The 22,211-nt window shown below is 33.2% G+C and carries 22 protein-coding genes and 1 pseudogene; 16 read left to right on the top strand and 7 right to left on the bottom strand.

Going from position 1 to position 22,211, the window contains the following annotated elements; all coding sequences use genetic code 11:
* The first annotated feature begins 68 nt into the window (after nt 1–68).
* From AAHN00_RS12380 to AAHN00_RS12355, 6 genes are all read left to right on the top strand, one after another.
* Nucleotides 69–1,331 carry an IS256 family transposase gene (locus AAHN00_RS12380; protein ID WP_342270914.1) on the top strand — a complete coding sequence of 421 codons (1,263 nt, stop codon included), beginning with the start codon at nt 69–71 and terminating at the stop codon, nt 1,329–1,331.
* Between the two features lie 19 nt (nt 1,332–1,350).
* On the top strand, nt 1,351–1,947 hold the full coding sequence (locus AAHN00_RS12375) for a transposase (RefSeq protein WP_342271436.1): 597 nt from the start codon (nt 1,351–1,353) through the stop codon (nt 1,945–1,947).
* 157 nt (nt 1,948–2,104) lie between these two features.
* Nucleotides 2,105–2,275: a hypothetical protein gene (locus tag AAHN00_RS12370; protein WP_342271435.1), complete on the top strand. Its 171-nt coding sequence runs from the start codon at nt 2,105–2,107 to the stop codon at nt 2,273–2,275.
* A 409-nt stretch (nt 2,276–2,684) separates the two neighbouring features.
* Nucleotides 2,685–3,476, top strand: coding sequence for a prolipoprotein diacylglyceryl transferase (gene lgt / locus AAHN00_RS12365; RefSeq protein ID WP_342271434.1), 792 nt, complete (start codon nt 2,685–2,687; stop codon nt 3,474–3,476).
* Entirely contained in the window at nt 3,455–4,534 is a 1,080-nt protein-coding gene (locus AAHN00_RS12360; RefSeq protein WP_342271433.1) for a class I SAM-dependent methyltransferase, read from the top strand. The genes lgt and AAHN00_RS12360 overlap by 22 nt, the downstream gene beginning before the upstream one ends.
* A gap of 72 nt (nt 4,535–4,606) precedes the next feature.
* Entirely contained in the window at nt 4,607–5,869 is a 1,263-nt protein-coding gene (locus AAHN00_RS12355) for an IS256 family transposase (RefSeq protein ID WP_342270914.1), read from the top strand.
* Between the two features lie 782 nt (nt 5,870–6,651).
* Here the strand turns inward: AAHN00_RS12355 and AAHN00_RS12350 are convergent.
* Genes AAHN00_RS12350 through AAHN00_RS12330 form a run of 5 tightly spaced genes read right to left on the bottom strand, consistent with a single transcriptional unit; the run spans nt 6,652 to nt 10,205 of the window.
* Nucleotides 6,652–6,852, bottom strand: a complete 201-nt coding sequence (locus tag AAHN00_RS12350) for a hypothetical protein (protein ID WP_342271432.1) — start codon at nt 6,850–6,852, stop codon at nt 6,652–6,654.
* Nucleotides 6,853–6,885: 33 nt separating this feature from the next.
* The gene (locus AAHN00_RS12345; RefSeq protein ID WP_342271431.1) at nt 6,886–7,953 is read right to left on the bottom strand and encodes an IS256 family transposase; all 1,068 of its coding nucleotides are present in this window, start codon (nt 7,951–7,953) and stop codon (nt 6,886–6,888) included.
* Between the two features lie 12 nt (nt 7,954–7,965).
* On the bottom strand, nt 7,966–9,150 hold the full coding sequence (locus tag AAHN00_RS12340; RefSeq protein ID WP_342270912.1) for an IS3 family transposase: 1,185 nt from the start codon (nt 9,148–9,150) through the stop codon (nt 7,966–7,968).
* A 34-nt stretch (nt 9,151–9,184) separates the two neighbouring features.
* Nucleotides 9,185–9,487 carry a transposase gene (locus tag AAHN00_RS12335; RefSeq protein WP_342271430.1) on the bottom strand — a complete coding sequence of 101 codons (303 nt, stop codon included), beginning with the start codon at nt 9,485–9,487 and terminating at the stop codon, nt 9,185–9,187.
* Nucleotides 9,488–9,518: 31 nt separating this feature from the next.
* Nucleotides 9,519–10,205, bottom strand: a complete 687-nt coding sequence (locus tag AAHN00_RS12330) for an SGNH/GDSL hydrolase family protein (RefSeq protein WP_342271429.1) — start codon at nt 10,203–10,205, stop codon at nt 9,519–9,521.
* Nucleotides 10,206–10,640: 435 nt separating this feature from the next.
* Here AAHN00_RS12330 and AAHN00_RS12325 point away from each other — a divergent pair, with 435 nt between their 5' ends.
* From AAHN00_RS12325 to cyoE, 10 genes are all read left to right on the top strand, one after another.
* Nucleotides 10,641–11,090, top strand: a complete 450-nt coding sequence (locus AAHN00_RS12325) for a helix-turn-helix domain-containing protein (protein WP_342271428.1) — start codon at nt 10,641–10,643, stop codon at nt 11,088–11,090.
* Nucleotides 11,084–11,641: an IS630 family transposase gene (locus AAHN00_RS12320; protein WP_342271427.1), complete on the top strand. Its 558-nt coding sequence runs from the start codon at nt 11,084–11,086 to the stop codon at nt 11,639–11,641. The genes AAHN00_RS12325 and AAHN00_RS12320 overlap by 7 nt, the downstream gene beginning before the upstream one ends.
* A 218-nt stretch (nt 11,642–11,859) precedes the next feature.
* Nucleotides 11,860–12,039, top strand: coding sequence for a hypothetical protein (locus tag AAHN00_RS12315; RefSeq protein ID WP_342271426.1), 180 nt, complete (start codon nt 11,860–11,862; stop codon nt 12,037–12,039).
* Nucleotides 12,039–14,240, top strand: coding sequence for a DNA topoisomerase IV subunit A (parC, locus tag AAHN00_RS12310; protein ID WP_342272674.1), 2,202 nt, complete (start codon nt 12,039–12,041; stop codon nt 14,238–14,240). Before AAHN00_RS12315 ends, parC begins: the two co-directional genes overlap by 1 nt.
* A 103-nt stretch (nt 14,241–14,343) precedes the next feature.
* A complete protein-coding gene (locus tag AAHN00_RS12305; protein WP_342271425.1) occupies nt 14,344–14,514 on the top strand; it encodes a hypothetical protein in 171 nt (56 codons plus the stop codon).
* Nucleotides 14,515–14,587: 73 nt separating this feature from the next.
* Nucleotides 14,588–15,418, top strand: a complete 831-nt coding sequence (locus AAHN00_RS12300; RefSeq protein ID WP_342271424.1) for an IS256 family transposase — start codon at nt 14,588–14,590, stop codon at nt 15,416–15,418.
* Nucleotides 15,419–15,517: 99 nt separating this feature from the next.
* Complete coding sequence (locus AAHN00_RS12295; RefSeq protein WP_342271423.1) at nt 15,518–15,967, top strand: helix-turn-helix domain-containing protein; 450 nt, start codon at nt 15,518–15,520, stop codon at nt 15,965–15,967.
* On the top strand, nt 15,961–16,521 hold the full coding sequence (locus tag AAHN00_RS12290; protein WP_342270961.1) for an IS630 family transposase: 561 nt from the start codon (nt 15,961–15,963) through the stop codon (nt 16,519–16,521). Before AAHN00_RS12295 ends, AAHN00_RS12290 begins: the two co-directional genes overlap by 7 nt.
* A 3-nt stretch (nt 16,522–16,524) precedes the next feature.
* Complete coding sequence (locus AAHN00_RS12285) at nt 16,525–16,938, top strand: transposase (RefSeq protein WP_342271422.1); 414 nt, start codon at nt 16,525–16,527, stop codon at nt 16,936–16,938.
* A 93-nt stretch (nt 16,939–17,031) separates the two neighbouring features.
* Nucleotides 17,032–17,910, top strand: coding sequence for a heme o synthase (gene cyoE / locus AAHN00_RS12280; protein ID WP_342272673.1), 879 nt, complete (start codon nt 17,032–17,034; stop codon nt 17,908–17,910).
* A gap of 230 nt (nt 17,911–18,140) precedes the next feature.
* Here cyoE and AAHN00_RS12270 read toward each other — a convergent pair.
* Both AAHN00_RS12270 and AAHN00_RS12265 read right to left on the bottom strand, forming a co-directional pair.
* Nucleotides 18,141–19,403 (bottom strand): annotated as a pseudogene (locus tag AAHN00_RS12270) (IS256 family transposase).
* Nucleotides 19,404–19,601: 198 nt separating this feature from the next.
* Nucleotides 19,602–21,521 carry a hypothetical protein gene (locus tag AAHN00_RS12265; protein WP_342271421.1) on the bottom strand — a complete coding sequence of 640 codons (1,920 nt, stop codon included), beginning with the start codon at nt 21,519–21,521 and terminating at the stop codon, nt 19,602–19,604.
* Nucleotides 21,522–22,211: the final 690 nt, after the last annotated feature.

Raw genomic sequence — 22,211 nt, 5'->3', positions numbered from 1 at the left:
TGTAAGTTGCAAAGAAAGCAGTAAGAGATTACTGTAAAAAAAGTAACTTAAGCAAGCAAGGAGGAATTATGGCTAAAAAATTAGATACAGATAAAGATACATTAGACATCAGTAATCAGCTAGTAGAAGAATTATTATCAAAAGCAGATCCATCGGAGTTATTTGGTCGAGATGGTTTATTTCAACAGCTAAAGAAGCAAATAGTTGAGAAAATATTAGCAAGTGAGTTGGATCATGAATTAGGATATTCAAAACATAGCAAGATGCCAAAAGTAGATAATAATCGTCGTAATGGTAGCTATGAGAAGACAGTAATTGATGGGGATGGTCGTAAGCTGACAGTAGAAGTACCAAGAGATCGGGAAGGAGAGTATAATCCTCAATTAATACCAAAAGGGCTGAGGAGATTTAATGGATTTGATGAGAAAGTGATATCCCTTTATGGTCGCGGTATGACAGTCAGCGAGATCCGAGGGCATTTAGAAGAAATATATCAAACTGATGTATCTGGTGACTTGATATCCACCATAACAGATGGGGTGATAGAAGAAGTAACTAGGTGGCAAAATCGTTGTTTAGATAGGGTGTATCCAATATTATACTTGGACTGTATCTATGTAAAATCTAGAGACAATCACATAGTAATAAATAAAGCAGTATATTTAGCACTTGCTGTAAATATAGAAGGGAAAAAGGAGTTACTTGGCATTTGGATAGGCAAAAATGAAGGTGCTAAATTTTGGATGCAAGTAGTTACTGAGTTAAAGAATCGAGGAATTGAACAAATTTATGTTGCTTGTGTGGATGGTTTAAAGGGCTTTCCAGAAGCTATAAGCAGTGTATTCCCGAGTACTATAGTACAATTATGTATTGTACATATGGTTCGCAATTCAGTAAAGTATGTGTCATATAAAGATTTAAAAGAGGTCACATCAGATCTAAAACAAATTTATACAGCTAATAATGACGAAATGGCACGTTTAAAACTTCAGCAATTTGGTGTAAAATGGGATAAAAAATATCCGGTAATTTCTGATATTTGGCAACGTAATTGGTCTGGGATAATACCGTTTTTTGCCTTTCCTGAAGAGATCAGAAAGGTAATTTATACTACTAACACTATAGAATCTGTAAATCGTCAAATTAGAAAAATTATCAAAAATAAGGGGGTGTTTCCAGATGATAAGTCAATTCAAAAAATAATATTTTTATCCCTACAAAATGCAGCCAAAAAATGGACCATGCCTATTAAAGATTGGTCTTTAGCTTTAAATCAATTTGAAATACTTTGTGGAGATTTTAAATATGATTTATTGGAAAATAAAAAATGAACTTACACAAATTAAATGATTGACTCATGGAAAAACAAAGAATGAGCATTTTTGTGATATGCTTACTTTAGCTAAGGAAAGAGGGATCAATCCTGATGCAGTAGTAATGGATGCGTGGTATAGCGGTTTGGAGAATTTGAAACATATACGTAATTTAGGTTGGACATGGGTTAGTAACCTAAGAAAAAATAGAAAAGTTAATCATAATGTTAGCTTAGAAAGTTTAGAGATTCCTGATGAGGGACTAAAAATTCACCTACGTGGATACGGTTGGGTTACGGTATTTAAGTTTGTGGCAAAAAATGGTCGCATTGATTACATAACAACTAACTTAGAAAATCCAACACGTGAACAAATAGAGAAAATTGTTAAGGCACGGTGGTCTATAGAAGTTTATCATCGAGAATTAAAACAAACTTGTGGTATTGAACGCTGTCAGGCACGCACGGGTCGAGCTCAGAGAAATCATATTTGCCTTGCTGTATTTGCTTGGCTCGATATGAACAAAAGGAGGATAAATGAAAAAATTACTTTATATCAACAAACTTGGGAAGTTATAAAAACATCAATTCAGAACAACATTAGATGCCTTTTAGCTGATTCGCAATTTTGCTAACTGCGAAACTCCTGTACTGGAAATAATTATAATGCTAGCAATAGAAATAGTTAACCACTCTGCACTGCAAGTGCAGAGCTTAATATTACGGCATGAATGCCTCATGTATGTACTAACTTAAAAGTTAGAAACTATTTGTGTATGGCTCATTTAGAAAGTGTCACAACACAAAAAGAATATATCTGTGAAGTGTAAGATTTTGTTAAAAAATATCTGTATGATTCATTCTTATCTTTTCTTGATAAGATATTTAAAATTTATGTTGAAACGACGCACTGCAAGTGCGGGGTTTTTCTCCCAAAGTGGGACAATAAATAGGTGTATATAGAATATTTTTTAAATATTATTTCATAATCATGATGCCATTGATCAATATATTTTTTGATCATTGAAAAGATTATTGTTTTAATAAAAATAATCAATGGAATGATCGAAGCTATCATAGTTATTAACATTAAAATCTCTTTATCATATTTACGATAAAGATCCAATAAATATTGTACTGTCATATAAGCCAACCTTTTTGTTAAAGATAGATAACATTAATTTGGTATAAGAATAATTATTTTTCTACCTAATTCTTATAGTATACAATAATTATAATGTACACTAAGCATTATAATGAATATTTTATAAAAAAGATTATATTTGACTAAATATAATATCTATTTAAGTTGGTAGTTAATATTTTTCTCCGATTGCTTGCAATCGATAAAGCGTGCGTATATAATGACCGCATGACCTTTCCAAATATCAATCCTGTTATTTTCTCTATTGGACCATTTAGCGTTTATTGGTACTCTATGGCTTACGTTTTTGGCGTAATATTTGGGTGGTTTTATGCTTATAAAATTATAAAAAGATTTAAAATTGGTATTACTGCCGCAAACTTAGAAAATTTTGTTATTTGGGCTATTCTTGGTATCATAATAGGTGGAAGATTGGGCTATGTGTTACTATATGATCCGATTAAATATCTTTCTAATCCTATTCTTATTTTCAAGACTTATGAAGGTGGTATGTCATTTCATGGTGGGATGATTGGCTTAATCATATCTAGTTATTTTTTCTGCCATAAGTACAAAATTAACTTCTTATTGCTATGTGATATATTAGCTACAGTTGGTTCTATCGGTGTATTTTTAGGTAGAATAACCAACTTCATTAATGGAGAATTATACGGTAGAGTGACTACAATGCCTTGGGGAATGATTTTTCCAAATAGTGATCTACAAATAAGACACCCTAGCCAACTTTATGAAGCATTTTTCGAGGGAGTTATATTATGTTTAATTCTAGCTTATGCCACTTTTAAATACAAAACTATAAAGATCCATGGTTTGAATTTAGCTATATTTTTAATAGTATATTCAGTATTTCGAATTATTATAGAAATATTTCGTGAACCAGATTTCCACATAGGCTTTATTTTTAATAATTTAACTATGGGGCAAATTTTATCATTACCTATGCTAATAGTAGGAATCTATTTAATAATACGAATTAGATGCCAATCGACTCCAAAATAAGAAAACTTATTGAACAGAATGGTAGTATTAAGCTTGATGAAATGATGCTTCAAGTAATGTCAGTAAATTCTTCTTCTTACTACCAAAAACAAGACAAGTTAGGTTATCTAGGAGATTTTACCACAGCTCCAGAAATCTCTCAGCTTTTTGGTGAAATGATAGCTTTATGGGCTATTGACCAATGGTATAAAATGGGTTGCCCTCAAAAAACTAATTTAGTTGAGCTAGGTCCTGGGCAAGGAGTATTAATGCGGGATTTGCTCAATGTTGCTAAATTAGTTCCAGAATTTTACCAATCTCTCTCCATAGAATTAATTGATATTAATCCCCATTTCATCAAGAAACAACAAACAAACCTAAAGATGGCGGGTTTACCTATCAAACACCATACAGCAGTGCAATATATCTCTGAAATTCTTTCTATTATAATAGCTAACGAATTTTTTGACGCTATGCCAATCAAGCAATATATTAAAGCTAAAGAACTTTGGTATGAATCAACACTTATTATTGACCCAGCTGATGGTAAAATTAAATTCGATAAAATAGAAGTTAGTAAGGAATTGCAACGTTATCTGCTGCAAGAACACTTAAATGCACATGATGGAGCAGTAATAGAAGAATCACCCAAATCATTAGAAATCATAAAATTTATCAGCAAGCATATCATGAAATTTGGTGGGGCGAGCCTGGTTATCGATTATGGTTATGATATATATCCAATAAAAAGGACATGTAACCAATATAATCCTACTTTACAAGCGATAAAAAATCATAAATATTGCCCACTACTTGAAACTTTAGGGGAAGCTGATTTATCAGCGCATGTTGACTTTTATGCCTTAAAAACAGCAGGCAGAAATATAGGAGTAAATGTTCATGGCTCAATAACACAGCGTGACTTTTTGATTAATAATGGTATATTATTACGAAGTCAATTCTTACAAAGTAAATTACCTACTATAGAGGCAAATATAATAGCAAAACAAGTTGACAGGCTAATTGCTCCTAATAAAATGGGACTATTGTTTAAAGTATTGTGCGAGTCTGTCCTATAGTTTGTGTAAGTTGCAAAGAAAGCAGTAAGAGATTACTGTAAAAAAAGTAACTTAAGCAAGCAAGGAGGAATTATGGCTAAAAAATTAGATACAGATAAAGATACATTAGACATCAGTAATCAGCTAGTAGAAGAATTATTATCAAAAGCAGATCCATCGGAGTTATTTGGTCGAGATGGTTTATTTCAACAGCTAAAGAAGCAAATAGTTGAGAAAATATTAGCAAGTGAGTTGGATCATGAATTAGGATATTCAAAACATAGCAAGATGCCAAAAGTAGATAATAATCGTCGTAATGGTAGCTATGAGAAGACAGTAATTGATGGGGATGGTCGTAAGCTGACAGTAGAAGTACCAAGAGATCGGGAAGGAGAGTATAATCCTCAATTAATACCAAAAGGGCTGAGGAGATTTAATGGATTTGATGAGAAAGTGATATCCCTTTATGGTCGCGGTATGACAGTCAGCGAGATCCGAGGGCATTTAGAAGAAATATATCAAACTGATGTATCTGGTGACTTGATATCCACCATAACAGATGGGGTGATAGAAGAAGTAACTAGGTGGCAAAATCGTTGTTTAGATAGGGTGTATCCAATATTATACTTGGACTGTATCTATGTAAAATCTAGAGACAATCACATAGTAATAAATAAAGCAGTATATTTAGCACTTGCTGTAAATATAGAAGGGAAAAAGGAGTTACTTGGCATTTGGATAGGCAAAAATGAAGGTGCTAAATTTTGGATGCAAGTAGTTACTGAGTTAAAGAATCGAGGAATTGAACAAATTTATGTTGCTTGTGTGGATGGTTTAAAGGGCTTTCCAGAAGCTATAAGCAGTGTATTCCCGAGTACTATAGTACAATTATGTATTGTACATATGGTTCGCAATTCAGTAAAGTATGTGTCATATAAAGATTTAAAAGAGGTCACATCAGATCTAAAACAAATTTATACAGCTAATAATGACGAAATGGCACGTTTAAAACTTCAGCAATTTGGTGTAAAATGGGATAAAAAATATCCGGTAATTTCTGATATTTGGCAACGTAATTGGTCTGGGATAATACCGTTTTTTGCCTTTCCTGAAGAGATCAGAAAGGTAATTTATACTACTAACACTATAGAATCTGTAAATCGTCAAATTAGAAAAATTATCAAAAATAAGGGGGTGTTTCCAGATGATAAGTCAATTCAAAAAATAATATTTTTATCCCTACAAAATGCAGCCAAAAAATGGACCATGCCTATTAAAGATTGGTCTTTAGCTTTAAATCAATTTGAAATACTTTGTGGAGATTTTAAATATGATTTATTGGAAAATAAAAAATGAACTTACACAAATTAAATGATTGACTCTATTGTGCCTTGTATATACTCAGCTAGAACTTTAAGAATTGGCGTTCCCACGACCAAAAATTGAAGCTTCCTAGTTACTCATGTACGCTACGCTGCTCGACTTTGCTACTGCCTAGCTCTTCTTGAAGTTCTACCTGAGTAGATACTTTTTCCGATTTACCCAATATAATCCCCTGCTATTCAAGAAAAATTATTAAAAAATTTGATAAGTTAAGAAATGCCATTACGGAAGCTCTATCTAAACTTTTCTGGATTAACTATAAGATTATATAAGGTATCACCTGCTGTCTTATGAACCAATGCAGATGGGTGAAAATAATCAAAGAACAGATAGTTGCAAATCTCATACTTAATACATGGGGGATTATATGTAGCTCTCAACTCTCCTGTTAATATTAACTCTAGTAATATCATAAGATTTTGATGATCAGCTATATCCGAAACACAAGCCTTGGAGATATTCTTCCCTTTTTTCTTGTACTCAATAACAACCAGCTGAAGCTGGTGGGTTGATATCTAGACTGGAAGTCGCTATTACTCTAAAGAGATATTACTAACGCCTGTGCATTATCTCTCTGATCCTAACTCTTAGGTTACCCTGCAGTATTTTATAGCGATATTTAGTGATTCAAACAACATTAAAGCGATGGTAAAATACAGTGTGGCTAGTCTTGTTAAAATATCATATGTTCAAGTTATAGTGAATTGAAATATTAGAACAAGGACTAAAGTCTTTCCCAGCTGAAGCTGGGGGTTTTAACCAAAAAGGTGACTATCAATGATCACATTCTTTAACGTATTATTTATATCAAATAGTTTTATATCAATTTCTGGATACATTTTTCTAAAGTTCTCTATTTTATCATTTAATTTTTGATTAAAATCCTGCGTTAATTGTGTAGCCACTAATTGTTTATTGGTATTGATAAAAGCCAGGATCAATCCTATATCTGGCACATTACCCGAGTCAATCATTTAATTTGTGTAAGTTCATTTTTTATTTTCCAATAAATCATATTTAAAATCTCCACAAAGTATTTCAAATTGATTTAAAGCTAAAGACCAATCTTTAATAGGCATGGTCCATTTTTTGGCTGCATTTTGTAGGGATAAAAATATTATTTTTTGAATTGACTTATCATCTGGAAACACCCCCTTATTTTTGATAATTTTTCTAATTTGACGATTTACAGATTCTATAGTGTTAGTAGTATAAATTACCTTTCTGATCTCTTCAGGAAAGGCAAAAAACGGTATTATCCCAGACCAATTACGTTGCCAAATATCAGAAATTACCGGATATTTTTTATCCCATTTTACACCAAATTGCTGAAGTTTTAAACGTGCCATTTCGTCATTATTAGCTGTATAAATTTGTTTTAGATCTGATGTGACCTCTTTTAAATCTTTATATGACACATACTTTACTGAATTGCGAACCATATGTACAATACATAATTGTACTATAGTACTCGGGAATACACTGCTTATAGCTTCTGGAAAGCCCTTTAAACCATCCACACAAGCAACATAAATTTGTTCAATTCCTCGATTCTTTAACTCAGTAACTACTTGCATCCAAAATTTAGCACCTTCATTTTTGCCTATCCAAATGCCAAGTAACTCCTTTTTCCCTTCTATATTTACAGCAAGTGCTAAATATACTGCTTTATTTATTACTATGTGATTGTCTCTAGATTTTACATAGATACAGTCCAAGTATAATATTGGATACACCCTATCTAAACAACGATTTTGCCACCTAGTTACTTCTTCTATCACCCCATCTGTTATGGTGGATATCAAGTCACCAGATACATCAGTTTGATATATTTCTTCTAAATGCCCTCGGATCTCGCTGACTGTCATACCGCGACCATAAAGGGATATCACTTTCTCATCAAATCCATTAAATCTCCTCAGCCCTTTTGGTATTAATTGAGGATTATACTCTCCTTCCCGATCTCTTGGTACTTCTACTGTCAGCTTACGACCATCCCCATCAAGGAAACTGGACTGATTTTTCAAGACAAATTTTTCACTAATTTTGTTTCCCATTTTACATAATTTTTAAGCTGCATTTTGTAAGTAATCAAGATACACGTTCATCGGTTTTTTATAACCAATACTTGAATGGAATCTTTGATTGTTATATTTATCCATGTATTTATCAATACCATCTTTAAGTTCTGCGATATTTTTAAAATCATTTATAAATATACAATTATATTTTAAAGTTCTAAAAAATCTTTCAATCACAATATTATCAATGCTTCTACCCTTACCGTTCATTGAGATTTGTATATTATTCTCTTTTAGAATTCCCGTATGCTCATGTCCAGTATATTGACTACCCTGATCACTATTGAATATTTGTGGTGCAGGGTATTTATTCAGTGCATCTTTTAATACATCGGTTACAAGTGATGCATCCATAGAATTAGATACTTTATAACTTAGTATTGCCTTACTATGCCAATCTATAATCGCCACAAGATACATAAATCCTCCGTTAGTTCTAATATAAGTAATGTCACCACTCCACACTTGATTAACATAAGGTACATGAATAGTTCTATTCGTTCCTGATTTGTGCCAGTACGGCTCAAGCAAATAGCTATAAATTTTATGTTGACCATCCTTCACAGAAGTAGATTGCTTTTTATGAGGATGAATAGCTTCTATACCCATTATTCCCATATATTTAAGCACCCTATCTCTGCCCACATTAAAGCCGTCTTCCAATAATTGTTTGTATATATAACGATAACCATACTCAGGGTTATCCGTATATATTTCATCTATTCTATTTAAAATATCAAGATTATATAAGCTCATTACTTTAGCTTTATAATATACTCCAGATCTGCTTATCTTTAATAGTTCACATTGCCTTGTCTTTGCTAACGTACTCAGCTTGGGGTCGACAAGACTTTTCTTATTTGATAAGTCCAAGCTGTTTAGCTTTCCCACCGCCCAGTCCCTCTCGACTGTAGCCTTACCTAATGCTTTTGCAAGTTCATCGTTTTGATTCTTAAGTTCACTAATCTGCCCTTTGTACTCACTAACAGCTTTTGCTGGCTCAAATGCCAATGACGCATTATCTAAAAATTGTCGTTTCCAGTTTTGCATAGTTTTAGCCGTTACTTCATATTTGACCGATAACTGACCTATTGTTGATTCTTCTTTTAACATCTCTAATACTATTTTAGTTTTTGCTTCTGCACTAAAATTTTTAATTTGTTTTTTACCCATTTGTTTCTCTTTAATTTTATTTATTATTCTATACTTATTGAGAAACAAAAATACCTGCTTCTTTGTCTAATTTTTTCAGTCCATTATAAATTACTGTCTTCTCATAGCTACCATTACGACGATTATTATCTACTTTTGGCATCTTGCTATGTTTTGAATATCCTAATTCATGATCCAACTCACTTGCTAATATTTTCTCAACTATTTGCTTCTTTAGCTGTTGAAATAAACCATCTCGACCAAATAACTCCGATGGATCTGCTTTTGATAATAATTCTTCTACTAGCTGATTACTGATGTCTAATGTATCTTTATCTGTATCTAATTTTTTAGCCATAATTCCTCCTTGCTTGCTTAAGTTACTTTTTTTACAGTAATCTCTTACTGCTTTCTTTGCAACTTACACAAACTATAGGACAGACTCCATTACCCACGACTATATGTTTGATATTTCTTTTCGCTAGAAGCTCAAGGACATTAGATATTTCAGTAATACTCTCATTAATTATCCCAACAGCATCTTTAGAAAAAACGGCTGCCATAAAATCATTTCCACCAATCATGATTATAAACAAGTCGTCTTCTCCAATATCTGGATGATGTCTAATAAGGGTATTAAATTGATTCTTTAACTGAAACTGATTAAATAATAGGGTATATGGTAAGTCATTACCAACAGATGCCCTAGCATTTGAAACAGCATAATTGGTACCAACTTTATCATGTAGACTATAAGTCACCGTACCTCTTAAACGTTCTTTTTGCAAAATCTGTTCAACTGGTATTGATAATTCTTTAGATTTTTGTTGTACAATCCATTGTTTAAATTCTGGCGTTATGTTAAAACTCCAACCAGCTGTTATTGGTAAACCTAACCCCGCAGCCACATATTCAACAGCTACTGGACCATCACTAAAGGATACTCCTTTATAGAATGGTGGAGAAAAATATATTTCCTTAACCCACTTCAATACATGGAAGTCTTGTTGCATAACGCTCAATACATTGTTAAGACTTCCAATAAAAGCTCCGGTGTCAGATAAACTGTCACCCATAATATATAATTGCCTGTATTTTATATCGGTTTGAGATGTGGATATCTTTTGTTTAGACAACAAGCTGAGTGGAACATTTTTGCATCTGTTACTGCCGCAGCCAATTAGTAACAACGATAATAGTGACATCAAGAAAAATTGACTCAACAACTTCATAGCAATATACCCAAATATGAATCCTCTCAGACTATGCTGAATCAGATAATTTTAAAAAGCCAAGATACTTATAAACCTCAATTTCGGATTAATTTTAATCCAAAACTGAGGTTTAAAGTATTGTGCCTTGTACAAGAGTAAGGTATAATTCCTATAGTAACCTCATACCAATTGCAATAATTAACGCAGTGTTATAAAATGGGTTTTTAACTGATAAAAGTTAATCAAATAGCTAGGTTAATATTACCGCAAGGTTTTGAAGGTCATGATTTTATAAAAATGATGAAACATGAGCCGCATGGTCGAAATCGTATACGTTTATTGGCGATGTATCAGCTTCAATTAGGCAAATCTTTTAAAGCCATATCTGCAATAGTGAAGTCACACTGGAAAACTGTGCAATCATGGCTCAGAAGATTTAGGAATCATGGTTTTGAAGGATTATTTGAATCACAAAGAAGCGGTGCCCCTAGGAAGATTAACACTATACAAGAGTCTGCTCTTTTTGATAAAATCAATACGCTCAGTGAAAGTAAAACTGGTGGGTATATAACTGGAAAGGAACTACATATCATGTTAGTTGAGGAATATGGTGCTAAATGTGCGTTAAAAACAGTCTACAATACTATGCACCGCCTTGGTTTTAGCTGGATTACTTCTCGTTCAATGCATCCAAAGTCAAATCAAGAGACTCAAAATACATATAAAAAAACTTTCCAGATATGTTAACAGAATTATTACCAAAAAATATCGATAGATGTAAAGTTGATATATGGTCTCAGGATGAAACTCGAGTTGGGCAACAAGGTAGCTTAACTCGTATATGGGCTAAGCGTGGCACTAGACCGCGTAAAGTTCGGCAACAGCAATTCATTTCAACATATATTTATGGAGCTGCTTGCCATGATACAGGAGAAGCTTTTGCATTAATTTTACCATATGCAACACAGGCAATGAATAAATTCTTAGAAGACCTTTCTCGCAGTATTCAAGGCAACCGACATATAGCTTTACTAACGGATAATGCAGGTTGGCACACAGCCAAAAAACTAACTGTGCCAAGCAATATCACTTTGATACCGCTTCCGCCCTATGCACCGGAACTTAATGCAATGGAACAAGTTTGGGAATGGATCAAGAATCATTACTTGTCTAACCAATGTTATGGTGTATATGAAGATATCGTCACTATGGCTTGTTACGCTTGGAATCAACTTGCTCATAATGTAGATTTAGTAAAATCAATTATGTATAGAGACTGGATAAATACACCGTGTTAATTATTGCAATTGGTATCAAATATTGATGAAAGAAAAGTATAATTTTTATTATTTAATATCATTTCGCTATTAGTGCTAGCATATATTTAGGATATTATACTGAACACGGAGTTAACCACTCTGCACTGCAAGTGCAGAGCTTAATATTACGGCATGAATGCCTAATGTATGTACTAACTTAAAAGTTAGAAACTATTTGTATATGGCTCATTTAGAAAGTGTCACAACACAAAAAGAATATATCTGTGAAGTGTAAGATTTTGTTAAAAAATATCTGTATGATTCATTCTTATCTTTTCTTGATAAGATATTTAAAATTTATGTTGAAACGACGCACTGCAAGTGCGGGGTTTTTCTCCCAAAGTGGGACAATAAATATAAGAAAAAGTTTTGTATGATAGATGATGCTAAAATAGAAAATATAGACTTTGGTAATGCATTATCAGAGCGTTACCTCTCTTATGCCTTATCAACAATTATGTCAAGATCCTTGCCAGACGTTCGTGATGGGTTAAAACCAGTGCATCGCAGATTATTGTATGGCATGCTCCAACTAAAGTTAGAACCGACCTCTGCCCATAAGAAATGTGCAAGAGTTGTCGGTGATGTAATGGGTAAATATCACCCACATAGTGACGTTGCACTGTATGATACATTAGTACGTCTTGCACAAAATTTTTCTCTTAGATATCCACTAATTGATGGACAAGGAAATTTTGGTTCTATTGATGGAGATAATGCAGCAGCTATGCGTTATACGGAATCACGAATGACAGAAATTTGTACCTTATTAATGTCAGATATAGATCAAGATACTGTAGATTTTCGTGCTACCTATGATGATTCCGATACCGAACCAGTCATTATGCCTGCTATGTTTCCTAATTTACTGGCTAATGGTTCAGAAGGTATAGCAGTTGGAATGGCAACCAGTATACCACCACATAATTTACATGAATTATGTGATGCACTAATATATTTAATTGACCATCCTGAATCAAAGGTCAATGATATTTTGCAATTTGTCAAAGGTCCTGACTTTCCAACCGGTGGAATAATTATTGATAGAATAGATTCAATCCGCCTAGCCTATAGCGTAGGGCGTGGTAGCTTTAGAGTAAGAGCAAGATGGGCAAAGGAAGATTTAAGTTATGGTCTATATCAGATAGTAATTACTGAAATACCTTATCAAGTACAAAAATCTAAACTTATCGAACAAATAGCTGTACTGTTAAAAGACAAAAAAATTCCTTTAATAGGTAATATCAGGGATGAATCGACGGAAGATATAAGGTTAATTATTGAACCTAGAGATCGTAATTGTGATCCTAATGTTATTATGGAGTCATTGTTCAAATTAACAGTTCTAGAAAATAGAATTCAACTTAATATGAATGTTATAGGTTCAAATAATATTCCTAAAGTAGCTAATATATTGGAAATATTGCAGGAATTTTTATTACACCGACAAAATATTATTACTCGCAGATCTAAATTTCTTATTGGCAAAATTGAACATAGGTTGGAAGTTCTCAAAGGTCTAAGAATAGCTTACTTAAATTTGGATGAAATAATTAAAATTATTCGTGAAGAAGATGAACCTAAACAAGTAATGATCGCTAAGTTTGCTTTAACTGATGTGCAAGTTGAAGCAATTCTTAATACAAGATTGCGATCTTTAAGAAAATTGGAAGAACAAGAAATTATTAACGAGCATAATCTACTCGAAAAAGAACATGCGAATTTACAGAAAATTCTACAATATCCGAGTGAATTAAAAAAGATAGTTAAGAAAGAAGTTAAAATGGTGCAAACAAAGTTTGGTTTTAGCACTAAATTGGGGTTACGCCGAACTAGTTTTGAAGAAGCTAATATTGTTGCTCAGATTGTTGATATTTCAGCTTTTATAACCAAAGAACCTATCACCATAATTTGTTCCAAAATGGGGTGGATTCGCTCTTTAAAAGGTCATAATAACGATTTATCAACTGTTAAATATAAGGAAGGAGACGCAGAAAATTTTATTCTAGAAGGCTATACTACTGACAAAATTCTTATATTAAGTGCAGCGGGGCGTTTTTTCACTATCCTAGCCGATAATATATTTAAAGGCAAAGGCAATGGAGAATCTATAAAATTGATGATAGATATAGGTAATGAAGAAATAATAAGCATGTTGGTCTATAAGACTACCCAAAAACTTTTATTGGCAAGTAGTATTGGCAAAGGCTTTATCATTGATTCAGATGAGGTAGTAGCACAAACTAAACTCGGTAAGCAAATTATGCAAATTCCTGCAAATCATTCCTGTATTGCTTGTGTGCCTGTAGAAGGTGATTGTATAGCTTGTATAGGTGAGAACCGGAAATTACTAGTATTTAAACTAGACGAAATACCAATAATGAAACGAGGACAAGGGGTAATTCTACAAAAGTTCAAAAATGCTAAACTTATGGATGTCAAGATATTTGATAGTAGTTTAGGACTAAGCTGGAAAGTAGGAGAAAAGATTAGGGTAGAGAAAGATCTTTTACCATTTCTTGGACGACGAGGTTCGGTTGGTAAAATCCCTCCTAGTGGATTCCCTAGAAATAGTTAACCACTCTGCACTGCAAGTGCAGAGCTTAATATTACGGCATGAATGCCTCATGTATGTACTAACTTAAAAGTTAGAAACTATTTGTGTATGGCTCATTTAGAAAGTGTCACAACACAAAAAGAATATATCTGTGAAGTGTAAGATTTTGTTAAAAAATATCTTATCTTATCTTTTCTTGATAAGATATTTAAAATTTATGTTGAAACGACGCACTGCAAGTGCGGGGTTTTTCTCCCAAAGTGGGACAATAAATTTTCTTAAGATGAAAATATAGGCTCTGTACAAATAAGTGTGTAAATTTTTCAAAGGTTATATAAAAATATAATATAACAAAAGGAGAAATTATAATGCACCAAAAACAAAATGAAGCAATGAATCAAGCGATAGATTTATTAATAAATAATGATACAGATATATCAACATTACTTAAAGAGGATGGTTTATTAAAACAATTAACCAAACGGCTTGTAGAGAAGGCATTGCAGTCAGAGATGAATAATCATTTAGGATATGATAAATATTGTCATACTGATAGTGATAATGTTCGTAATGGTAGGAATGTAAAGAATCTAGTAACAAATAATGGAGTTCTAGAGATTGAGGTTCCAAGGGATAGAAGTAGTACATTTGAACCTGCATTAATTCCGAAGCGTCAAAGACGTATTGAAGGATTTGATGATAAAATAATATCATTATACGCTAAAGGAATGAGCTTATCTGATATTAAGATTCAAATGCAAGAATTGTATGGAGCTGACGTTAGCGAAAGTTTGATAAGTCAAATTACTGATGATGTAATTGAGGATGTCAAGATATGGCAAAGCCGACCATTGGATCGAGTATATGCTATAGTATTTTTTGACTGTTTAGTAGTAAAAGTACGTCAAGATAAACGAATTATCAATAAGTCTGTATATGTAGCATTAGGTATTGATTTATCTGGAAGGAAGGATATTTTAGGATTGTGGATCAGTGAAAATGAAGGAGCGAAATTTTGGCTTGGTAATTTTACTGAGATGAAGAACAGAGGTATGCAAGACATGCTTATTGCTTGCAGTGATAATTTAACCGGTATGTCTGAGGCAATAGAAGCAGTTTTTCCGAAAACCGAACATCAATTATGTATTGTACATCAGATTAGAAATAGTTTAAAATATGTATCATACCAATTGCAATAATTAACGCAGTGTTATAAAATGGGTTTTTAACTGATAAAAGGTAATCAAATAGCTAGGTTAATATTACCGCAAGGTTTTGAAGGTCATGATTTTATAAAAATGATGAAACATGAGTCGCATGGTCGAAATCGTATACGTTTATTGGCGATGTATCACCTTCAATTAGGCAAATCTTTTAAAGCCATATCTGCAATAGTGAAGTCACACTGGAAAACTGTGCAATCATGGCTCAGAAGATTTAGGAATCATGGTTTTGAAGGATTATTTGAATCACAAAGAAGCGGTGCCCCTAGGAAGATTAACACTATACAAGAGTCTGCTCTTTTTGATAAAATCAATACGCTCAGTGAAAGTAAAACTGGTGGGTATATAACTGGAAAGGAACTACATATCATGTTACTTGAGGAATATGGTGCTAAATGTGCGTTAAAAACAGTCTACAATACTATGCACCGCCTTGGTTTTAGCTGGATTACTTCTCGTTCAATGCATCCAAAGTCAAATCAAGAGACTCAAAATACATATAAAAAAACTTTCCAGATATGTTAACAGAATTATTACCAAAAAATATCGATAGATGTAAAGTTGATATATGGTCTCAGGATGAAACTCGAGTTGGGCAACAAGGTAGCTTAACTCGTATATGGGCTAAGCGTGGCACTAGACCCCGTAAAGTTCGGCAACAGCAATTCATTTCAACATATATTTATGGAGCTGCTTGCCATGATACAGGAGAAGCTTTTGCATTAATTTTACCATATGCAAACACACAGGCAATGAATAAATTCTTAGAAGACCTTTCTCGCAGTATTCAAGGCAACCGACATATAGCTTTACTAACGGATAATGCAGGTTGGCACACAGCCAAAAAACTAACTGTGCCAAGCAATATCACTTTGATACCGCTTCCGCCCTATGCACCGGAACTTAATGCAATGGAACAAGTTTGGGAATGGATCAAGAATCATTACTTGTCTAACCAATGTTATGGTGTATATGAAGATATCGTCACTATGGCTTGTTACGCTTGGAATCAACTTGCTCATAATGTAGATTTAGTAAAATCAATTATGTATAGAGACTGGATAAATACACCGTGTTAATTATTGCAATTGGTATCATATAAAGACCGAAAAGAATTAGCGGCTGATTTAAAGCCTATATATACTGCTAGCACAGAGGAAGAAGCATATCTTGCTTTAGAATCTTTTGAAGCTAAATGGAGTAAACAGTATCCACAAATTGCTAAATCTTGGTATGTTCATTGGGAAACTTTAATGGTTTTTCTAGGATACCCTGAGGCGATAAGGAAAGTAATATACACAACTAATAGTGTAGAATCTGTCAATAGCCAATTACGTAAGGTTACTAAGAATAAACGGGTTTTTCCAAATGATAATGCCGTTTTTAAGACCTTGTATTTGGCAATTGATTATATGACCAAGAAATGGGTTATGCCGATTCCAAACTGGAACGCAGCTATGGCTCACTTTTTGATAAAATTTGAAGGTAGAATTTAAGCCCTATGAAAAATTTACACACTTAATTAGAAAGGCTCAAAATATATGAATAATTCCTCTAATTATATTAATAATTCTTTTGCCAAGATAGGCATGAATACTATTAAAAAAAGGTCTAATAATAGTTCAGTTATGGACTATATCCTACTCATGAAGCCAAGAGTTATGGCACTTGTTGTATTTACCAGCTTTTCCGGTCTATGGCTTGCTCCATACCCCATCCATCCATTTATAGCTTGCATCGCTATGCTTTGTATTACACTTGGAGCTGGTAGTAGTGCAGCTATTAACATGTGGTATGATAGGGATATTGATGCGATAATGAAACGTACACAAAATAGACCTCTAGTTATTGGGGTTATAGAACCACAGGACGCTTTAGCTTTTAGCGTGGTTGTGGGGTTCTTTTCAGTTTTTTTGATGGGACTTTGTGTTAATCTACTATCTGCTTTATTGTTACTAATAACCATATTGTATTATGTCTTCATTTATACTATGTGGTTAAAACGTTCGACAATGCAAAATATAGTTATTGGAGGGGTTGCAGGTGCATTGCCTCCTATGATTGGCTGGGCAACAGTAACTAATGAGATTTCCCTTGGCTCCTTTTCTTTATTTATGATTATTCTAACTTGGACACCGCCACATTCGTGGGCATTAGCAATCTTTCGCTCAGAAGATTACAAAAATTGTGGTGTTCCGATGATGCCAGTGGTAAAGGGAGAATATTATACTAAAAAGCAAATTCTTTCCTATAGTATCATTATGTTTATTACTACATTTACGCCCTTTTTTTTAGGAATAAGTAATCTTGTATATTTAGTAACTGCATTTATACTGGGGCTAATTTTTTTATACTATGCTGCCTCTCTGTTTAGTGATAAAGATCATAAACAAGCTAAAAAACTATTTGCCTACTCGATATTTTATCTTTTTAGTATTTTTTTAATATTGGACTTCTCTCGAAACTAGCCGCTTGTGGATAGCAACAGAACAATAGATATCTTTCGAAACTCGCTTATGATAGGGAATTTGTAGGAGACACGGAACGCAGAACCGCAGCGTACTAAATGTACGTGAGGATTCGAGTACCGGATCGACGCACAAATTACCAGCAGAAGTAGAGTTTCGAAAGATATCTAATTTAAAAGCCGGGCTGTTTAAACAGCCCAATTTGAGTCAATCATTTAATTTGTGTAAGTTCATTTTTTATTTTCCAATAAATCATATTTAAAATCTCCACAAAGTATTTCAAATTGATTTAAAGCTAAAGACCAATCTTTAATAGGCATGGTCCATTTTTTGGCTGCATTTTGTAGGGATAAAAATATTATTTTTTGAATTGACTTATCATCTGGAAACACCCCCTTATTTTTGATAATTTTTCTAATTTGACGATTTACAGATTCTATAGTGTTAGTAGTATAAATTACCTTTCTGATCTCTTCAGGAAAGGCAAAAAACGGTATTATCCCAGACCAATTACGTTGCCAAATATCAGAAATTACCGGATATTTTTTATCCCATTTTACACCAAATTGCTGAAGTTTTAAACGTGCCATTTCGTCATTATTAGCTGTATAAATTTGTTTTAGATCTGATGTGACCTCTTTTAAATCTTTATATGACACATACTTTACTGAATTGCGAACCATATGTACAATACATAATTGTACTATAGTACTCGGGAATACACTGCTTATAGCTTCTGGAAAGCCCTTTAAACCATCCACACAAGCAACATAAATTTGTTCAATTCCTCGATTCTTTAACTCAGTAACTACTTGCATCCAAAATTTAGCACCTTCATTTTTGCCTATCCAAATGCCAAGTAACTCCTTTTTCCCTTCTATATTTACAGCAAGTGCTAAATATACTGCTTTATTTTTTACTATGTGATTGTCTCTAGATTTTACATAGATACAGTCCAAGTATAATATTGGATACACCCTATCTAAACAACGATTTTGCCACCTAGTTACTTCTTCTATCACCCCATCTGTTATGGTGGATATCAAGTCACCAGATATATCAGTTTGATATATTTCTTCTAAATGCCCTCGGATCTCGCTGACTGTCATACCGCGACCATAAAGGGATATCACTTTCTCATCAAATCCATTAAATCTCCTCAGCCCTTTTGGTATTAATTGAGGATTATACTCTCCTTCCCGATCTCTTGGTACTTCTACTGTCAGCTTACGACCATCCCCATCAATTACTGTCTTCTCATAGCTACCATTACGACGATTATTATCTACTTTTGGCATCTTGCTATGTTTTGAATATCCTAATTCATGATCCAACTCACTTGCTAATATTTTCTCAACTATTTACTTCTTTAGCTGTTGAAATAAACCATCTCGACCAAATAACTCCGATGGATCTGCTTTTGATAATAATTCTTCTACTAGCTGATTACTGATGTCTAATGTATCTTTATCTGTATCTAATTTTTTAGCCATAATTCCTCCTTGCATGCTTAAGTTACTTTTTTTACAGTAATCTCTTACTGCTTTCTTTGCAACTTACACAAACTATAGGACAGACTCCCCAATTTTAAAATTACCCTAAGCAACTATCCCTCCTACCTCAAAAGCTGTTAATGGCTTTAAAGTAGGAGGAATAAATTATGGGACTTTATTCACTATTTATGAGAAGGCTTAATAATTGTTATAAACACACTCACCGAGGATGTATGCAGTAGATTCGTCAGTAGGGGGATCAGGAAAGTGTGTAGGATCGGTATATAAGTAACTAAAGTTGTGTGCTTTTTTCATATCCTGACGTAATATTTGATCGTCTTTTAGAACAGAAAAAGCCTTTGTATATAACGCATAGGCTTTATACTCACCAGCACCTGGATTCGGTGCTTGTTTACCTAACTGTTTTAATTGCCCAGCTATAGCTTCTCTTTTAGCAACATCTGTATGTGGATAACAATCTAGAGCTAGTGCTTGCTGATGTATTTTATTGGAAGATAAACAGAACTCAGCTAAGCAATCCCTCTCTTCATCTCCATATCCATCTTGAGCAACAATCTTAGCTATTTCCATCTTCCTATTAGTATCAACTACACACTTATTTTGTTCATTTTTACAAATAAAACGAAAATTCATAACTTTACTATAAATTTGTTTAGCCTTTTGTTGATCTGAAGGTAAAAGAACTCCAGCTAAATTTAGCAAAACTACCTCTTCCACAGTAGCTTCCCATATATTTGGATTAAGTTCAAGAGCTTGTTGACAAACTATTCTTCCTTCCTTTATCTCATTTGAAGACAAAAGAACGTCAGCAAGAAGCACCAAAATTTTAGGATCATCTATAGTTTTATATACATCAGGATTCTCTTTAACAGCTTTACTCAAAAGACTTTTAGCCTTATCTTTATCAATCTTATACTGTTCCTCATAATGATTAACTGACGTAATCAAGTTAGCTAACTCAGTTAACTCCTTTAAAACATTCTCTTCAAGAGGCTTAACTACGGGAGCTGTAGGAGTCTTTTCACCCACTTTAGTATCTTTTGTAGGTGAATCTTTAGGTTTGAGTGCCTCTAATTCAGCTTTGTGTTCAGTTCTAAGTTTCTCTAATTCAGCTTCGTATTTAGCTGTAAATTCCTTTATCTGTTTCTCCTGTTCATCAACAGTTACAACTGTCTTTAACTTAAGGTTAGCTTTGTCAAGTTGCTCTTGAAGTTTTTCAACGTCTTTTCCAGCTTTCTTTACAGATGCCGTAGCAACTGTTGGATTTGGGTTGTACTTTGAAGCATAGGTAGCAGCTTTGGCAGCAACTTCTTGATCATCAACTTGCTTACTAAGGTAAATTTGCCATTTTTTAAGGATATTATGAATATCTTGACGTTGTGTAAGATTATTCTTTGATTTATCTTCAAAATACTTCAAAGCTTCCTTTGTATCTTTTTTTATTGTATCAAAGTATAGATCAAATATATGGAAATTATGGCTATTTTGATTCAAATACTCTATTTTTGCACGAGCTTCTGCATATTTTTTATCCTTAATTAGTGACTGAACGTCTTCTTTGACCTCTTTTAATAAAGTATCGTATTCTTCAGAAATGCTTGGTACTTTTGTTTGTACATCTTGATCAAGATTTATATATATCTCTACCCATCTTTCTAGTCCTATTATAGATTCATCTCTACCAAGACCATAATTTTTATACGCATGCAATAAATGTTTTTTATGTTCTTGAAACTTACCTGCTCGGAAATCACTAATAGCTAAACCGTAGTATATTCCAAACAATAGTGAGTCTTTTTGTTCCTGTTCTAGAGGAAACGTAGGGGCTTCGATCTCACCACATAAATTTTTATATTTAATCTGAGCCTCGGCATAACTGCGTTTATCGAGAGCCGTACTGATCTTTTGTATATCACCATATTGTTGATTTAAAGCTCCAAGTGCGTCTTGGAAATATTTAAATTTGAGTGCTAAAACAGGATCAGTACCAGTACCAGTATCGTTAACAGTACTCCTATCTAGACTAGCACTATTATCTGGACTAGCACTCTTATTTGGACTAGATCTCTTCTGAAATATCTGAGCTATTTTAGACATAATATCCTCCTGGTATAGTTATTGTTTTCATTATTTAATTAGTAGCAGTTAGATTTTATATTATCTAAACCTGCTGCTAAACTTTAGTTGTGTAATACTACATACAGAGCTGTCATCCGAGTTACGGTAGGAATGACAGCGTTTGTAATACTGGTACTCCAGTATTACATTTTAGTATGTAGAAATAGGCTCTTGCATAACTTCATTCTTGTAAGGTAATCTTATTGTCAAAATTAAGTAAGGAATTATACATATCTTGTTCCACTTATACTCCTTACTTAATTTTTTTCCAAAACTTCCTCTTTCATAATTTAGCGATACAAGACGTCTTGCAGTAGATTAAGACAGGTTTATAGCTAGTAATCAAGTAATATCAAATAACATCACGAAAATTATATTAATAACTCTAATAAATAGTAACTTTTTTGTAACTTATGATATTTTTGCAAATACTTTAAGTTTTTCAGTATAGTTAACCTCAACTATTGATGTAAGACATCGGTTTAATAGCTCCGATGTCATCAACTGTTGAAAGTTAGAAGAGGAAGCGGTTTTAATATAAGGAAAAATGTATTCTTAACCTGAGTTTGACGTAAGCACCAAACAAAATGCTAAGCATTATGTAATAACATAAACAAACTGTTGGTGGTGAGCTATGGTAAAAATAAAACCTTCTTTTAAACTAGTGTG

It is taken from the genome of Candidatus Tisiphia endosymbiont of Parasteatoda lunata (genome assembly GCF_964030955.1).
In the GTDB taxonomy this organism is placed as follows: domain Bacteria; phylum Pseudomonadota; class Alphaproteobacteria; order Rickettsiales; family Rickettsiaceae; genus Tisiphia.
This window is presented reverse-complemented; position numbering and strand designations above follow the sequence as displayed.